General features: G+C 65.3%; 19 protein-coding genes and 3 tRNA genes. 19 read left to right on the forward strand and 3 right to left on the reverse strand.

Going from position 1 to position 15,958, the window contains the following annotated elements; translation table 11 throughout:
- Positions 1-36 precede the first annotated feature (36 nt).
- From QI450_RS00110 to QI450_RS00180, 15 genes are all read left to right on the forward strand, one after another.
- The gene (locus QI450_RS00110) at positions 37-675 is read left to right on the forward strand and encodes an FMN-binding negative transcriptional regulator (protein ID WP_226773421.1); all 639 of its coding nucleotides are present in this window, start codon (positions 37-39) and stop codon (positions 673-675) included.
- Positions 676-823: 148 nt separating this feature from the next.
- Positions 824-896: transfer RNA gene (locus QI450_RS00115), tRNA-Glu, on the forward strand.
- Between the two features lie 96 nt (positions 897-992).
- Positions 993-1,066: transfer RNA gene (locus tag QI450_RS00120), tRNA-Asp, on the forward strand.
- 48 nt (positions 1,067-1,114) lie between these two features.
- Positions 1,115-1,190, forward strand: a tRNA-Phe gene (locus QI450_RS00125).
- A 184-nt stretch (positions 1,191-1,374) separates the two neighbouring features.
- Positions 1,375-1,830, forward strand: coding sequence for a hypothetical protein (locus tag QI450_RS00130; RefSeq protein WP_226773420.1), 456 nt, complete (start codon positions 1,375-1,377; stop codon positions 1,828-1,830).
- Positions 1,831-1,938: 108 nt separating this feature from the next.
- Positions 1,939-2,403, forward strand: coding sequence for an Asp23/Gls24 family envelope stress response protein (locus QI450_RS00135; RefSeq protein WP_226773419.1), 465 nt, complete (start codon positions 1,939-1,941; stop codon positions 2,401-2,403).
- Entirely contained in the window at positions 2,400-2,591 is a 192-nt protein-coding gene (locus tag QI450_RS00140; protein WP_226773418.1) for a hypothetical protein, read from the forward strand. Before QI450_RS00135 ends, QI450_RS00140 begins: the two co-directional genes overlap by 4 nt.
- Positions 2,588-2,965: a hypothetical protein gene (locus tag QI450_RS00145; RefSeq protein WP_226773417.1), complete on the forward strand. Its 378-nt coding sequence runs from the start codon at positions 2,588-2,590 to the stop codon at positions 2,963-2,965. Before QI450_RS00140 ends, QI450_RS00145 begins: the two co-directional genes overlap by 4 nt.
- Positions 2,962-3,636 (forward strand): DUF6286 domain-containing protein, encoded by a 675-nt coding sequence (locus tag QI450_RS00150; protein WP_226773416.1) that lies wholly within the window; start codon positions 2,962-2,964, stop codon positions 3,634-3,636. Before QI450_RS00145 ends, QI450_RS00150 begins: the two co-directional genes overlap by 4 nt.
- On the forward strand, positions 3,633-4,244 hold the full coding sequence (locus QI450_RS00155) for a hypothetical protein (RefSeq protein ID WP_226773415.1): 612 nt from the start codon (positions 3,633-3,635) through the stop codon (positions 4,242-4,244). The genes QI450_RS00150 and QI450_RS00155 overlap by 4 nt, the downstream gene beginning before the upstream one ends.
- Positions 4,245-4,480: 236 nt before the next feature.
- Positions 4,481-5,770, forward strand: a complete 1,290-nt coding sequence (locus QI450_RS00160) for an ABC transporter substrate-binding protein (protein WP_253031390.1) — start codon at positions 4,481-4,483, stop codon at positions 5,768-5,770.
- Positions 5,771-5,777: 7 nt separating this feature from the next.
- Positions 5,778-6,815 carry a sugar ABC transporter permease gene (locus tag QI450_RS00165; protein WP_226773413.1) on the forward strand — a complete coding sequence of 346 codons (1,038 nt, stop codon included), beginning with the start codon at positions 5,778-5,780 and terminating at the stop codon, positions 6,813-6,815.
- A complete protein-coding gene (locus tag QI450_RS00170; protein WP_226773412.1) occupies positions 6,812-7,699 on the forward strand; it encodes a carbohydrate ABC transporter permease in 888 nt (295 codons plus the stop codon). Before QI450_RS00165 ends, QI450_RS00170 begins: the two co-directional genes overlap by 4 nt.
- A gap of 10 nt (positions 7,700-7,709) precedes the next feature.
- Complete coding sequence (locus QI450_RS00175) at positions 7,710-7,964, forward strand: hypothetical protein (protein WP_226773411.1); 255 nt, start codon at positions 7,710-7,712, stop codon at positions 7,962-7,964.
- Between the two features lie 92 nt (positions 7,965-8,056).
- The gene (locus tag QI450_RS00180; protein WP_226773410.1) at positions 8,057-9,145 is read left to right on the forward strand and encodes a LacI family DNA-binding transcriptional regulator; all 1,089 of its coding nucleotides are present in this window, start codon (positions 8,057-8,059) and stop codon (positions 9,143-9,145) included.
- A gap of 7 nt (positions 9,146-9,152) precedes the next feature.
- Here the strand turns inward: QI450_RS00180 and QI450_RS00185 are convergent, their stop codons facing one another.
- Positions 9,153-10,037 (reverse strand): hypothetical protein, encoded by an 885-nt coding sequence (locus QI450_RS00185; RefSeq protein WP_226773409.1) that lies wholly within the window; start codon positions 10,035-10,037, stop codon positions 9,153-9,155.
- Positions 10,038-10,068: 31 nt separating this feature from the next.
- Positions 10,069-10,875, reverse strand: coding sequence for an exodeoxyribonuclease III (locus QI450_RS00190; protein ID WP_226773408.1), 807 nt, complete (start codon positions 10,873-10,875; stop codon positions 10,069-10,071).
- Between the two features lie 164 nt (positions 10,876-11,039).
- Between QI450_RS00190 and QI450_RS00195 the strand changes: the two genes are divergently transcribed.
- The 4 genes from QI450_RS00195 (at position 11,040) to QI450_RS00210 (ending at position 15,358) form a co-directional block, all read left to right on the forward strand.
- Complete coding sequence (locus tag QI450_RS00195; RefSeq protein ID WP_226773407.1) at positions 11,040-12,539, forward strand: CoA-acylating methylmalonate-semialdehyde dehydrogenase; 1,500 nt, start codon at positions 11,040-11,042, stop codon at positions 12,537-12,539.
- On the forward strand, positions 12,539-13,606 hold the full coding sequence (locus QI450_RS00200; RefSeq protein WP_226773406.1) for an enoyl-CoA hydratase/isomerase family protein: 1,068 nt from the start codon (positions 12,539-12,541) through the stop codon (positions 13,604-13,606). Before QI450_RS00195 ends, QI450_RS00200 begins: the two co-directional genes overlap by 1 nt.
- A complete protein-coding gene (gene mmsB, locus QI450_RS00205) occupies positions 13,599-14,516 on the forward strand; it encodes a 3-hydroxyisobutyrate dehydrogenase (protein WP_226773405.1) in 918 nt (305 codons plus the stop codon). Before QI450_RS00200 ends, mmsB begins: the two co-directional genes overlap by 8 nt.
- A gap of 62 nt (positions 14,517-14,578) precedes the next feature.
- Positions 14,579-15,358 (forward strand): enoyl-CoA hydratase, encoded by a 780-nt coding sequence (locus QI450_RS00210; protein ID WP_226773404.1) that lies wholly within the window; start codon positions 14,579-14,581, stop codon positions 15,356-15,358.
- 121 nt (positions 15,359-15,479) lie between these two features.
- Here QI450_RS00210 and QI450_RS00215 read toward each other — a convergent pair whose 3' ends face one another.
- A complete protein-coding gene (locus QI450_RS00215; protein ID WP_226773403.1) occupies positions 15,480-15,908 on the reverse strand; it encodes a DUF1761 domain-containing protein in 429 nt (142 codons plus the stop codon).
- Positions 15,909-15,958 lie beyond the last annotated feature (50 nt).

Here is a 15,958-nt window from a genome sequence, read left to right on the forward strand (position 1 = left end):
GCATTGCACGTCACTCAACACCCCAAGGGATTCCCCATGTACGTCCCCTCGCATTTCTCCGCCGACCGGCTTGCCATCAAGGAGCTGCTCTCGAACCCCGGGGCGGCCAACCTCGTGACATCAACGGAAAGTGGACTGCTCGCTACGCTGCTGCCGTTCGTCTATGACCCGGAGGCGGGTGGGCACGGGGCACTATTGGGCCATGTCGCCCGCAACAACGACCAGTGGCTGCAGCCGGCCCTGGGCGAATCCCTGGTCATCATCCAGCGGGCCGATGCCTACATTTCCCCGTCCTGGTACCCGTCCAAGGCCGAACACGGCCGGGTTGTGCCAACGTGGAACTACACCACCGCGCACGTCTACGGCCGGCTCGTCGTCCATGACGACCCGGTCTGGGTGGAGGACCTTGTCCGGCGGCTGACCGCACTGCATGAAGCAGCCTCGGCGAAGCCGTGGACGGTGGACGATGCCCCTGGCCGTTTTGTCGCCGGCCAGCTCCGGGCAATTGTCGGCGTCGAACTAGTCATTACGAGGGTGGAAGCAAAACGAAAGCTCAGCCAGAACCGGTCGACGGACGATATTGGCGGCGTCATTACCGGGCTGCGGGCCAGGGGAGAGCTGGAATCGGCCGGCGATGTCGAGCGGGCGCAGCAGGAGACAATCCAGCGCAGCTGAGCACTCCGCGGCCGGGCGGTTAGAAATTTTTGGAAATTCCGGGCGTCTGCCCTTATAGTTTTATAGTCCAGTTCGGAGCAACTCGAAAGGACAAAAACGAACGGCTTCGGCCCTTTATTTTTGCCCTGGTGAGCCGAATTGAGTCTTGGCCCCCATCGTCTAGCGGCCTAGGACACCGCCCTTTCACGGCGGCGGCACGGGTTCGAATCCCGTTGGGGGTACGCAAGGAACTGGTCAGGCCGGATGGGAAAGTCTGGTAGGCTAAGAGCCTTGAAAAATTGCAGTAGCGATACTGCAGAGAAGCAAGAAAATAGCAAGGCCCTGTAGCGCAGTTGGTTAGCGCGCCGCCCTGTCACGGCGGAGGTCGCGGGTTCAAGTCCCGTCAGGGTCGCTCTGATGGCCAGAAGAAATTCCGGCCATCATGGTGACGTGTCACCTAGGCTCTGTAGCTCAGTTGGTAGAGCGTTCGACTGAAAATCGAAAGGTCACCGGATCGACGCCGGTCGGAGCCACCACTGGGAAGCATCAGTTCTTTTGGAACTGGTGCTTTTCTTCTTTAACGCCGCGGATGCCGCTACCCCCGTTTGTGGGGCCGCGCGCCAACAGGGCTAGACTCGCACGCTGGGGAAAGAACGCTACGACCGCCGGCAGCCTGATCGGGCCGGTGGTGCAATCTCAACCGAAAAGTGATTCCTACACGTGATCTTGAAGAATGCTGCACGAGCTCTGACCACTTGCACTTTCCTGGCCGCCCTGGCCCTCACCGGCTGTTCTGCGCCGGACGCCGGGAGCGCGCCGTCGTCCGCGGCTGCCAGCGCCGCGCCGTCGTCGGCAACGGCGAGTCCCAGCAGCTCCTCCAGCCCCTGGGGCGACTTTGCTACGGCGGGCGAGGCTTGCACCGCGATTTCCGAGCAGGCCACAGGCTCCACCCTGCTGCCTCTTGCTGCCGCACAGGGCACTGCCGCCGAGCTGGAACAGACCAAGACAGAACTGAGCCGCACCGCCAAGCGCGCGCCCGAGAGCATCAAGGCCGACTTCACCACCCTCAGCCAGGTGGCCATCGCTGGAATCACGGATCAGACAGTTTTTTCCAGCGGTAAACTGCAGGACGCCATGGCGCCGGTGCAGAGCTGGCTCACCGCCAACTGCAAGTAGCAGGAATCCGGCACCGGTTCCTAACCTCCCGGCCGACGCTGGCCCCGAAGCGGTCGCCTTGTCGGGGCCAGGGACTAGGGTGGTGACAAAGAGAAGGGGAAGTGCCGCATGGAATACCAGAATTCTCAGCCCGCAGCCGCAGCGGTGGCCGGGATGTCCGCCGAGGTGCCGATGCCCGGTGGTGGCCGCACCGTCATATCCGAGACCGCTGTGGCGAAGGTCGCGGGCATTGCCGCCCGCGCAGTCCCCGGCGTGTATTCCTTGGGATCGGGTCCGTCCCGGGCGCTGGGGGCTTTCCGCGACGCCGTCGGCAGTGCTGACCATGCCGCCGGTGTCCGCGCTGAAGTGGGCGATACCCAAGTGGCCGTCGACATCGATTTGGTAGCGCTCTACGGCACACCCCTTCACGCCCTGGCGGACCAGATCCGCGCCGCCGTGTACTCGGCGGTCGAGGAGCTCGTTGGTCTTCAGGTCATCGAAGTTAACATCGACATCAATGACGTCTACGTGCCTGGCCCGGCGAAATCCGGATCCCCGGCCGAGGCCCGGGCGGCAACGGAGGCAATCCAGTGAATCTGACAGTTGCGGGGATCGCAGTCGGCGCGTTCGTCGCGTTTATGTCGTTTCAGTTCGGCGTCTGGGGCTTTCTCGGTGCCTTGTTGTTCATGGGAATCGGCGCCCTGCTGGGCCGCGCCGCGGAAGGGAAACTGGACCTGCGTAGCGTGCTTGACGCCCTCACAGGCCGGCGTTCTTCCTCATGAGCGACGCTGCCGGGCCGAACGGTACGGTGCGGTCCGGACACACCAGGATCAGCAACCAGGCGCTCACCAGCGTGGCGCAGACCGCCGCGGCCGAGGCCCTCGGCGTCACCCCGCAGGAGGTCCGCGCCGCATGGTCTGACGATAACGGGTTGCTGGCGCTGTCCGTCGTCGCGCCCATCACCGTCCCGCCGCTGACCGCGGTGCTGCGGGACGCCGGGCGGGTCGCGGGTTTTGGCGGTTCCGTCTGGGATCGTGCCGTGGCTGCCAAAGCCGAGATTCTCCGCCGGGTGACCGAGCTGAGCGGTGCCCGGCTGAGCCGGGTTGACATCCGGATCAGCGGCGCCAGCATGAGGGAAGGGGGGCGGGTCCGGTGAGCCATACCTCCGATCATGCTGCTGGGAGCGGGCGCAACATCCCGCCCGCTCCGGCCGACGCGCCGTCGGCCGGGAACACGGCACCTGCAGGGGCCGGCGCCAAGGGCGTCCAGCAGATCCTCAAGCGCGAGACCCACTCCTCACGCGCCGTTGCCTCGATCATCGCCGCAGCCCTGGTTATTGCCCTGTGCGTTTTTGCCCTCCTCGAAACCGCGGTCCGGGCCATCGGACAGCCCGCGTGGCTTGTGGATCCCCAGACTGCGGCGGAACAGGCGGTGGCGCTCCCGAGCGGGATTCCGCCGCTGCTGCTTGGCGTGGCCGGCGCGGTGTTGGTGATGGCGGGTTTGTTCTTTTTCCTAAACGCCATCCTGCCGGGACGCCGGGCGCGGCACCTTCTGCGGGACGGCCGTGCCGCCGTCGTTGTGGACGACGAGGTGATTGCCTCCGCACTGGCGCGCCGCGCACGGGTGGCCGCCAACGTAAGTCAGCAGCAGGTGATGGTGACGGTGTCCCGTCAGCAGGTCCAAGTCAACGTCCGTCCCACCTCCGGAGTCCCGCTGAAACCCGAGGTGCTTCTCGCCGCTGTCCAGGATGAGCTGCGGGACATGCGGCTGTCCCCGTTTCCTGAAGTTCGAGTCAATATAGCCCAGGCCGGGGTGATCGGCGCATGACTGGATCCCCGCGGATCCTCAACCGGATCCTCCTCGCCGTCCTTGGCCTCAAATTTCTGGCCCTCGGCGTTCTGCTCATCCTGCTGGCGAGCGTGCCGGCCGTGGGCGTGTGGTGGCACAGTTGGGCGGCAGGAGTCTGGAGTTCCTGGCGTAATCTCCTGGACAGCACCCGCGTTCCGGGGAGCCAGGAGAGCTGGCTCTGGATTGTGGTGGTGCTCGCACTGCTGCTGGTGATCGTCGCCATGGTGACCTGGGCCGCGCAGCAGGGGAAAGGCCGCGCCAACCTGCTCGTGTCCGAACAGGATCCGGGCGCGGTGCCCGGGAGCGTCAGGATCGGCAGTGGCGTCGCCGAGCAGGCGCTCCGGGCGGCACTGGCGGACCGTGCGGACCTGGCCGGCGCCACCGTCGCGACCTACGAATTCCGCGGCGAACCGGCCCTGAGAATCAGGGTCCAGCCCCGCCAGGGCGTGGCCCCGCACCGGCTGGCAGCAGAGGTCTCCGGCCTCGTGGAAGCGCTCGACGCTGCACTCGGCAAAAGCACCCCGGTGCTTATTCATATCGCCTCGGGTGCCCGGTCGCGGTTCGGACGGGCGGAACGGGTCCGCTGACCCGGGCCGTGCGGGCGCCGCCACGGCGGCGGAAGTGGGGCGAACCCTAAGCGGGGTCCGCGACCGCCACTGTTGCGCGGCTGCTGGGTTGCGCGGCTTCGCCGCAAAAACAACCATCACCTTTCCATAAAGGTATGTGTAAACGCTTGCATTCGGCCCCGCTTGTTGATTACTGTGATTCTCGACACGTCAAAGCACTGCCGATTTCTGTCCGGTACTCAGCGAGGAGACCCAGCATGAAAACCCCGAAGTTCCTAGTTCCCGTAGCCACAGCAGGCGTCCTGGCCCTCACCCTCTCCGCCTGTGGCGGGGGCGGAAATAGCGGCGGCGGATCGCCCGCCGGCGACGCCGCGTCGCAGGGCCTCGACAGTCGGGGCCCCATCACCTACGTCCAGGGCAAGGACAACAGCAACGTGGTCCGTCCGTTGCTCGAGAAGTGGAACGCGGCGCACCCGAATGAACAGGTCACGTTCAAGGAGCAGACCGACAATGCCGACCAGCAGCACGACGACCTTGTCCAGAACTTCCAGGCCAAGAACACCGGCTACGACGTCGCGAGCGTCGACGTCGTCTGGACGGCCGAATTTGCTGCCAAGGGCTGGCTGCAGCCGCTGAAGGACAAGATGGCGCTCGATACCGGCGCCATGCTGAAGCCAACCGTCGACTCCGCCTCCTATAAGGGCACGCTCTACGCGGCACCGGAATCATCCGACGGCGGCATCCTCTACTACCGCAAGGACCTGGTTCCCACGCCGCCGAAGACCTGGGACGAGATGATGAGCATGTGCTCCATCGCGACGGCCAACAACATGGGCTGCTACTCGGGCCAGTTCAAGAAGTACGAGGGACTGACCGTCAACGCCTCCGAGGCCATCAACTCCGCGGGCGGTTCGGTGTTGGACAAGGACGGCAAGCCCAGCCTGAACACGCCGGAAGCAAAAGCCGGCCTCGGAAACCTGGCCAAGGCCTACGCCGACGGTCAAATCCCGAAGGAAGCCATCACCTTCCAGGAGGAGGAGAGCCGGCAGGCGTTCCAGGACGGCAAGCTGCTGTTCCTTCGCAACTGGCCCTACGTGTACAACCTCGCCACCACTGAAGGGTCCTCGAAAGTCAAGGATGTCCTGGGCATGGCTGCCCTCCCGGGCAAGGACGGCCCCGGCGCCTCGTCGCTGGGCGGCCACAGCGCCGCTGTCAGCGTTTACTCCAAGAACAAGGCCACGGCCCTGGATTTCCTGAAGTTCCTCACCTCTGAAGAGAGCCAGAAGTTCTTTGCCACCCAGGGCTCGCTTGCCCCCGTTCTCGGCGCGCTCTACGACGATGAGGAACTCGTCGCCAAACTCCCGTACTTGCCGGTGCTGAAGACGTCGATCGAGAACGCCGTGCCCCGCCCCGTCACGCCGTTCTACCCGGCCGTCACCAAGGCCATCCAGGACAATGCGTACGCTGCCATCAAGGGCGAGAAGACCGTGGATGCGGCCCTGTCTGATATGCAGAAGTCCATAGAGTCCGCCAGCGCGGGACAGTAGGTCCATCATGACAACCGAAGCAGGCCCGACGCCGGTCAAGACACCGGCGTCGGGCGGGGCCCCGGTCCCGCCCGCGGCCAAGGGTGTAGGCGAGGACAACCGGATCGCGACGCAGGGGCGCTGGGCATCCTGGCTCCTCGCGCCGACTGTTGTGGCATTGGGAATCGTGATCGTGTACCCGATCATCAGTGCCATGGTCATGTCATTCCAGAAAGATGCCGGACTGGACCCCGCTACGGGTCTTTTCACCGCCGGCGGGCCGGCAGGCTTCTCCAACTATGTGAACTGGCTTTTCCAACAGTGCGCTGCCGGCGGCGGCGGAACCGTGGCCTGCCCGCCGGGAACGCTTGGTGCGCAGTTCTGGTCCGCCACCAGCACAACCTTTTTCTTCACCGTCGTGACTGTGGCACTGGAAACGGTGCTCGGCTTCTGGATGGCCATCATCATGGCCCGGGCCTTCAAAGGCCGCAGCCTGGTGCGTGCGGCAGTCCTGGTACCGTGGGCCATTCCCACCGCCGTTACGGCAAAGCTGTGGCTGTTCATCTTCGCCTTCGAAGGCATCGGCAACAAACTCTTCAACACCACAATCCTGTGGACCGGGAGCGAATGGCCGGCCAGATGGGCTGTTATTATCGCGGACGTCTGGAAGACGACTCCCTTTATGGCGCTGTTGATTCTCGCGGGCCTGCAGATGATCCCCGCCGACGTTTACGAGGCCGCGAAGGTCGACGGTGCCAGCGCCTGGCAACGGTTCCGGATGATCACACTGCCGCTGGTGAAGCCGGCGCTGATGGTGGCCATCCTGTTCCGAACCCTGGACGCGCTGCGGATGTTCGACCTCCCGTACATCCTCACCGGCGGAGCGAACAACACCACCACACTCTCCATCCTGGTGATCAACCAGATCAGGCAAGGCTTCAACGCTGCGGCGGCCCTGTCCACCATCACATTTATCATCATCTTTCTTGTGGCTTTCATCTTTGTACGCTTCCTCGGAGCGAATGTGGTGGAGCAGCAAACCGGCGCAGCTAAGGGGAAGAAATGACAGCCGCGACCGAACTCCGCGCAGAGCAGGACCGGGGCCGGAAGACCGCGCAAAACCGCGAGAAGTGGACCCAGGGGCGCACATATATCAGTGCGGCCGTTATCCTCATCTGGTGCCTGGCGCCGGCCTACTGGATGGTCGTCACGGCGTTCCGCGACGTCGGCTACACCTACGACACCTCCCTGCTGCCGACGCACGTGACGCTGGACAACTTCCAAACGGCGTTCGACACGTCATTCGGGAACCATTTCGGCCAGGCACTGCTCAACAGCTTGTTCATCGGCGGGGTTGTCACAGCGGTGTCGCTGCTGATCGGCGTTTTCGCCGCCTACGCGCTGGCCCGGTTGAACTTCCGGTTCAAGTACCTGGTGCTGGGCTTTATCCTGGGTGCGTCCATGTTCCCAGGCGTCGCCCTCATCACGCCCCTGTTCCAGCTGTTCACCAATATCGGCTGGATGGGGTCCTACCAGGCCCTGATCATTCCGAATATCTCCTTCGTCCTGCCGCTGACGGTCTACACCATGACCTCGTTCTTCCGGGAAATGCCCTGGGAGCTTGAGGAAGCGGCCCGGGTCGACGGGTGTACCCAAGGTCAGGCGTTCCGGAAGGTGATCATGCCGCTCGCGGCGCCGGCGATTTTCACAACAGCGATTCTGGCGTTCATCTCCTCGTGGAATGAATTCCTTATCGCCAGCCAGCTCTCGAGCGACGCTACGCAGCCGGTCACGGTGGCCATTGCCAGCTTCGCCGGGGCGCAGCCGAACCAGGTGCCGTACACCGCGATCATGGCAGCAGGCACCATTGTGACCATCCCCCTGGTCATCCTGGTCCTGGTGTTCCAGCGCAAGATCGTGGCCGGGCTGACGGCTGGCGCCGTCAAATGATGGGTGCACGATGACTGCCGGGCGGACCGACGGCCATGTGCCGGCGACGCGACGCAAGGTTCGTTCCGGCGAGGATTTCGACATCATCATCGGCTTCCTGGGCTTCTGGGCGTTCGTGCTGCTGGTGGTCACCGTCTGGATGGAGGTGACCGCCCAGCCGGCGCTCGGCTGGGCGCTCGGTTTGCTGGGCATCTTGCTGGCGATCTACGCCATGATCCGGCTGCGCCGTCGGCTGCCCCGCCGGACGGCAACCAGGCCAAGCTAGGGCTCGAAGCCGCGGATCCAGGGTCGTCGGGGCTAACCAGGACCGCCTGCGTCCAGCCAGTGGCGTCCACAGAAAATCAATGAGGGGACACGGTGGCGAAGACAACAGACAGGGCTCAGCGCGGCGGCCATTCGGGCGTCAGCATCGAGGACGTCGCCGCCGCCGCCGGAGTGTCAACCGCCACCGTGTCCCGTGCTGTCCGTGGCCTGCCCCGGGTCTCCCCGGCCACCCGGGAAAAGATTCTGGGCATCGCCGAAGACCTCGGCTATGTGGCGTCCTTGTCAGCGTCGGGGCTTGCTACCGGGCGCACAAAGACTATCGGCGTGTTGGCACCCTTCGTCAGCCGCTGGTTCTTCTCCAAAGCCATCGAGGGCGCAGACCGTGAACTGCACACCCGGCAGTACAACCTGTCGCTCTTTAATCTCGGTGGCCACGGCAGCAACCGCGAGCGGCTCTTCAGCAAGACCATGGTCTATAAACAGATCGATGCGCTGCTGGTCCTGTGTATGGCGCTGACACACGAGGAAATCGAACACCTTCAGAAAATCGATATCCCGCTGGTCGTCGTCGGCGGCCACGTCGAAGAATGCCCGTATATCGGGATCGACGACTACGCCGCCGCAGCGACGGCGGTGCGGCACCTGATCAGCCTCGGCCACAGGGATATCGCCCTGCTGCACGGAGACGATGAGACCGACCTCAACTTCGACGTCCCCCGGGTCCGGATCACGGCCTTCCAGGATGTTATGGCGGAGGCCGGGCTGAGGGTCCGGGACGAATGGGACGAATGGGGCGACTTTACGCTCAGCAGTGGCCAGGAAGCCTTCCGCCGGCTCTGGGCCCGGCCCGGCCCGAGGCCTACGGCGATCTTCTGCGCTTCCGATGAGATGGCCATGGGGGTCATTTTCGAGGCGCGCCGCGCCGGTGTGCGGATCCCTGAGGAGGTCTCCGTGATCGGGATCGATGACCACGACTTCTCGGAGGCCATGGGTCTCACGACGGTCAGGCAGCGTCCGGACGAGCAGGCGGAGCTGGGCACGAAAATGCTGTTGGACGAACTCGACGGCATCACCGGTTCAGTGCAGTCGGCGGTGGCCCCACACCAGCTCATTATCCGAAGCACGACGGCGCCGCCCCGCAGCGCCGGGCTGGTTGCCCGTGCGGCCGCGGCGGGGGCCTGACAGCCGGTCAGGACGCGCGGGCCAGCTGCCGGATGGGGATCCACCGTGATGCCAGCCGACGGTAGGCGGCGGCAGCGCCGGTCATGTCCCCTTCGGCGAGGCACTCAATGCCCAGCCTTACATCCATCGGTGAGTCATCCGGGTAGACCTTGTCCGCCACGGCCCCGTAATCCAGTTCCACTACCGAGCCCGGGTGGAAGAGCTCCAGCCATTCGGTGAGCTGGGTGAGGTCCTCCAGCATGTCCAGATCCGGGGCGGCCAGGGCCAGATGCGCCACTGCGTAGCGGACGCGCTCCAGCGCCTCGCCGATCGTCGCGCGGATGCGTACGGTGACAATGCGGCCATCGTATTCCACCACGTCGGCAGGGTCTGATTCGGTGAAGAGGCAGAACCAGCTGAACGGGATGCCCCACGTCGACGCCCTGGTGTGGAGCCGTCCCAGCCCGGCATGTGAGCGTGCTTCATCGATGCGTTCCTGGTGCCGTTCGCGCTGCTCCGCCGGGATCAGCAGCCGGGCCAGCGGACCGTGAATGCCCTCCATCAGGGCGTTGGCTGCCAGCCCTGCCCGGAGAACCAGCTGACTGGGGCAGTACAGCATCCGCTTTGGTTGCCCGGCGTCGGATGCCGCTGCGCCCCCGGCGCTTCCCGGCACCGCGAGGGCCCGCACCAGATCGGTTGCCCCAGTGGGGAACGGGTCCCCGCCCTGGCGGGTAATGCGGCCAAGAGAAGCGAGTAGCTCGGCGTTTTCGACCTCAGCCCGGGAATCAGCGCGGGCTTGGGTTGCGCGCAGCTCCTCCTGCTGGTCCGCGGGGAACGCCTCCAAGGGTTCGTAGATCCGCAGCGACGAGGAGAACGGCAGCCCGGCCTGCCCGCGGTAGAGGTTCCCCGTCATTGGATCACGCCGTTTACCTGGGCCCGGCACATCAGTCGCTCAGCTCCACGATCACGGGGGCGTGGTCCGATGCGCCTTTGCCCTTGCGTTCCTCGCGGTCGATTGAGGCTCCGGTGGTGCGGGCGGCCAGTGCGGGGGAGGCAAGGACGAAATCGATCCGCATGCCCTCCTTTTTGGGGAAACGCAGCTGGGTGTAATCCCAGTACGTGTAGACGCCCGGGCCGGGGGCGTGCGGGCGCACAACGTCTTGGAAGCCGGCATTTTCGAAGGCGCGGAAGGCGTCCCGTTCCGGTTCGCTGACGTGGGTGAGGCCCGCGGTGCGAAAGTAGTCGATGTCCCAGACGTCCTCGTCCCGCGGAGCAATGTTCCAGTCGCCCATCAGGGCGATCTGCGCTGCGGGGTCCTGTTGCAGCCAGCCCTCGGCGTGGGTCCGCAGGGTGTCCAGCCAGTTGAGTTTGTACGGCATGTGTTCATCGTCGAGGGCCCGGCCGTTGGGGACGTACAGGCTCCAGACCCGGACTCCGCCGCAGCTCGCACCGATGGCGCGGGCCTCCTGCACGGCGTCCTTGCCGTTTTTGCCGAAGACGGGCTGGTCAAGGAAGGTCCGTTCGACGTCGTCGAGCCCCACCCGGGAGGCGATCGCCACCCCGTTCCACTGGCTCAGGCCGAAATGCGCCACCTCGTAGCCCATGTTCTCGAAGAGCTCCCACGGGAAGTTGTCGTCCTTGCACTTGGTTTCCTGGATGGCCAGGACATCACAGTCGGAGCGTTGAAGCCAGGCTTCGACGCGGTCGGCGCGGGCGCGGAGCGAGTTCACATTCCAGGTAGCTATCTTCACAGTTCCTAACCTACCGAACTTGGCTGCCGGACGAAGCCGCCGGCCGGGGCCCCTCTGGAATTTAGTAGGAAGTCCGAGTATATTCGGGAGCAGAAGATGGTGCAGGTCACATCCGGCCTGTTCCGTTACTGCGGCAATCACACGGTGCAAAGGAGCATTCCCTTATGGTTCGCGAGCTATCCCACTACATTGACGGACAGCATGTTGAAGGCACCTCGGGGCGCTTCAGCGATGTCTACGATCCCTGCACCGGCGAGGTCCAGGCCCGGGTGCCGCTGGCCAGCGCCGAGGAGGTCCGCAACGTGGTCTCCAACGCGGAAAAGGGCCAGCTTGAATGGGCCGCCATGAACCCGCAGCGACGCGGCCGGATTTTGCTCAAATTTGTCGATCTTGTCAACCAGAACATGGACGAACTCGCGACCCTGCTGTCCTCGGAACACGGTAAGACTTTCCTTGACGCCAAAGGGGACGTCCAGCGCGGCATCGAGGTTGTGGAATTCGCCGCGGGAGCCCCGCACCTGCTTAAGGGCGAGTTCTCGGATAGCGCCGGGACCGGCATCGATGTCCACTCGATGCGCCAACCGCTCGGCGTCGTCGCCGGGATCACCCCGTTTAACTTCCCGGCCATGATCCCGCTCTGGAAGTCGGGGCCGGCCCTCGCTGCGGGCAACTCATTTGTGCTGAAGCCCTCCGAACGGGACCCCTCGGTGCCGCTGCGCCTCGCAGAGCTGTTCACCGAGGCAGGCCTGCCGGACGGGGTGTTTAACGTCGTCAACGGCGATAAGGAAGCCGTGGATGCGCTGCTGGAAGACCCCCGGGTCCAGGCCATCGGCTTTGTGGGCTCCACGCCGATTGCCCAGTACATCTACGCCACTGCCGCCGCTAACGGCAAACGCGCCCAGTGTTTCGGCGGCGCCAAGAACCACATGGTCATCATGCCGGACGCGGACCTGGACATGGCCGCGGATGCGCTGATGGGTGCAGGCTTTGGCTCCGCCGGCGAACGCTGCATGGCCATTTCCGTTGCCGTCCCGGTCGGCAAGGCCACCGCCGATGCACTCGTCGCGAAGCTGCAGGAGCGCATCGCGGAGCTCAAGGTCGGCCACAGCCTCGCCAAGGACTCCGACTTCGGCCCGGTCGTGGCGGCTTCCGCCAAGGAACGGATCGAAGGGTATATCCAGGCCGGCGTCGACGAGGGCGCAACCCTGCTGGCCGACGGACGCGGCCTTACAGTCGAGGGCTATGAGGGCGGCTTCTGGGTCGGCCCCACCCTGTTCGACGACGTGACAAAGGATATGGCGATCTACAAGGAAGAGATCTTCGGCCCGGTCCTCAGCGTGCTCCGCGCCGAGGACTACGACGAGGCCCTGCGCCTGTGCAGCGAGCACGAGTTTGGCAACGGCGTCGCCATCTTCACCCGCGACGGTGACTCCGCCCGCGACTTCGCCAGCCGGGTCCAGGTGGGCATGGTCGGCATCAATGTCCCCATCCCGGTGCCGATCGCCTACTACACCTTCGGCGGCTGGAAAGCCTCCGGCTTCGGCGACCTCAATCAGCACGGCGCCGACGCGTTCCGTTTCTACACCAAGACCAAAACGGTCACCACCCGCTGGCCCTCCGGCATCCGCACCGGTGCCAGCTTCGTGATGCCGGAAGGCAGCTGATGCCGGACCAGGCGGCCGACGGGACCGCCGAAGTCCTGTTTGAGCGCCGCGGCCGGCTCGGCGTCGTCACCCTGAACCGGCCCCGGGCTGTCAATGCGCTCACCGCAGGGATGGCGGCCGCCATGCTGGACCAGCTCACGCTCTGGACCAGCGACGACGCCGTCGCGGCCGTGCTGGTCCGCGGCGCCGGTGACCGTGGGTTGTGCGCGGGCGGCGACATTGTGGCCATCTACCGTGACATGCTTGACGGCGGCGACGCGACCGCCGGTTTTTGGGCCGGGGAATATGCACTGAACTCCCTTATCTCGGACTACCCCAAGCCGTACGTCGCGTTGATGGACGGGCTGGTCCTTGGCGGCGGAGTGGGGATCTCCGCGCACGGCTCAATCCGGATCGTCACCGAACGTACCCGGATGGGCATGCCGGAGACCACCATCGGTTTTGTGCCCGACGTCGGCGGGACCCTGCTGCTCTCGCGCTCACCGGGGGAGACAGGCACCCACGCGGCACTCACCGGCGCGCACCTAAGCGGCGCCGACGCCCTGTTCCTGGGGCTCGCGGACCACTTCGTTCCATCGGCGAACCTCGTGGAACTTACCCGGGCGCTGGAAAATGAAGCGGCGGACACCGCCGTCGCGCGCTTTTCAGAGCAGGCGCCAGCCTCCGTTCTAGCGGCACAGCAGGAATGGATCGATGCCTGCTACGCCAGCGACGACGCCGAGGAGATCCTTCGCCGGCTGCGCACAGTGGGCGGGGAAGCATCCGATGTCGCCGACACCATCGAAGCCAAGTCGCCCACGGCGGTGAAAGTGGCGCTGGAATCCCTGCGCCGGGTCCGCGGACTAAACCTGGAGGAAGCCCTGGAACAGGAATACCGGGTGGGACTGCGGTTCCTCGCCGGATCCGACTTCCGCGAAGGCATCCGCGCCCAGGTCGTGGACAAGGACCGCACCCCGCATTGGCAGCCGCCCAGCCTCGCGGAAGTCAGCCGCGCCGACGTCGAATCCTATTTTGCGCCGCTGGGTGACCGTGAACTGAAGCTTGCAAAGGAGCGCGACAATGTCTGAAGCCCTGCCCTCTGTTGCCTTCCTGGGCCTTGGCCACATGGGCGGACCGATGGCCGTCAACCTGGTCAAAGCCGGCTACACAGTGACCGGATTCGATGTGGTGCCGGCCGCACTGGAAGCTGCCCGGGCGCACGGCATCGCCACCGCGGGCACCGCCGCCGAGGCCGTCGCCGGCGCCGGCGTGGTGCTGACCATGCTGCCCAGCGGCAGGCATCTGCTCGATGCCTACCGCGGTACCGGCGGCCAACCGGGACTGCTGGCCGTGGCACCGCCCGGCACGCTCTTCTTGGATTGCTCCACGATCAACGTGGACGAGGCGCGCGAAGCCGCGGAACTTGCCGTTGCGGCCGGCCACCGGGCCGTTGACGCCCCGGTTTCCGGCGGCGTTGTGGGTGCCGAGGCAGGCACGCTGACCTTTATGGTGGGTGCGCTGCCGGCGGACTTTGCGGCGGTGACACCGATGCTCGAAGTCATGGGACGGCGCGTCGTCCACTGCGGGGAGCACGGCGCCGGGCAGGCCGCCAAGATCTGCAACAACATGATCCTCGGCGTCTCCATGATCGCTGTCAGTGAGGCCTTTGTGCTCGGTGAGAAGCTGGGCCTGACCCACCAGGCTCTTTTTGACGTCGCGTCGGCGGCCTCCGGGCAGTGCTGGGCGTTGACCACCAACTGCCCGGTCCCCGGACCGGTGCCGGCAAGCCCGGCCAACCGGGACTACCAGCCCGGTTTTGCCGGCGCCCTGATGGCGAAGGACCTCAAGCTGGCGCTCAACGCGCTGGAGAGCACCGGTGTTGCCGCCCGGCTGGGGCCGCTCGCTGCCGAAATCTACGATACCTTTGCCGCGGAAGGCGGGGCGGGCCGGGACTTCTCCGGCATCATCACCGATATCCGGGACAAATCCGCGGACTAGCCGTTCCGGACGCCGACACGTCGAACACCAACCACTTCCGAACAGCAACTGAGGGGACTGACATGACGGAGCAGTACACAAACATTTTGGTGGAGCGGCGCGGCCGGGTGGGGCTCGTGACGCTCAACCGGCCCCAGGCCCTGAACGCCCTCAACAAGGCCACCATGGACGAACTCGTGGCCGCCGTGTCCGCGATGGATACCGACCCGGACGTGGGTGCGGTGGTACTAACCGGCTCAGCCAAGGCCTTCGCGGCCGGGGCTGACATCAAGGAAATGCAGTCCAAAGGCTACATGGACATGTACGCGGCCGACTGGTTCCGGGGCTGGGAAGAGTTCACCAGGCTGCGCATCCCGGTGGTGGCGGCCGTGTCCGGATTCGCCCTCGGCGGCGGCTGCGAGCTGGCCATGATGTGCGATTTCATCATCGCCGGGGACAACGCCAGGTTCGGCCAGCCGGAAATCAACCTTGGTGTGCTGCCCGGCATGGGCGGCTCACAGCGCCTGACCCGCGCGGTGGGCAAGTCCAAGGCGATGGACATGATCCTGACCGGCCGGTTTATGGACGCCGATGAAGCCGAACGCGCCGGGCTGGTATCCCGCGTGGTGCCGGCCGCGGACGTTGTGGAGGAGGCCCTCAAGGCCGCCGAAGTGATTGCCTCCAAGTCCAAGCCGGTGGCGATGGTGGCCAAGGAAGCAGTAAACGCCGCCTTCGAAACCGGGCTGGCCCAGGGCGTGCTCTTTGAACGCCGCGTGTTCCACTCGCTGTTCGCCACCGAGGACCAGAAGGAAGGCATGGCGGCCTTCACCGAGAAGCGCCAGCCCGTCTTCACGCACCGCTAAGCAGGGCGCCGCGCCCCAGTTCCTGCGCACTGGCACAGTTCCTGTCACACGCAAAAGCCCTGCCGCTGCCGAATTCCGGTGGCGGCAGGGCTTTTGCGTGTCACCGGGCCCGATCCGCGGCTCAGGTAGCGCTGATCCCGAACAGGCCGATGATCAGGGCCATCACCATCAGGGTCACGAGTTCGTGGACGCAGTTCAGCACGGTGAGTCCGGCCGGACGGCGCTCGAAGGCATCGTGGGTGATGAACCGCGCGGCCGTGAAGCCGGCCCAAAGTATCAGGCTGGTGACCAGGGTGTTGAGCAGGAAATTGCCGCCGTAAAAGTGCTGCGAGATCGCGGCGGACCCGGCCAGCACCCAGGCGCTGACGAAGCTGACCACCAAGGTGACCAGGATCGGCTTGACGGCATCCTTGGCCTCCCCGCTTGGATTGACTTTGGCGACCCGCATCCAGTAGTTGCCGAACACCTTTGGCGTGTACCAGACGGAGCCGACCACCATGCTTGACAGGGTGGCCAGCAGCACCGCCCAGATGTTAATTTCCGGAATCATCGGTCTCTCCTCAAGTCCAGGATGGGTACTTCACGAATCCTATTTGGCCA

It is taken from the genome of Arthrobacter sp. EM1 (assembly GCF_029964055.1).
Lineage (GTDB): Bacteria > Actinomycetota > Actinomycetes > Actinomycetales > Micrococcaceae > Arthrobacter.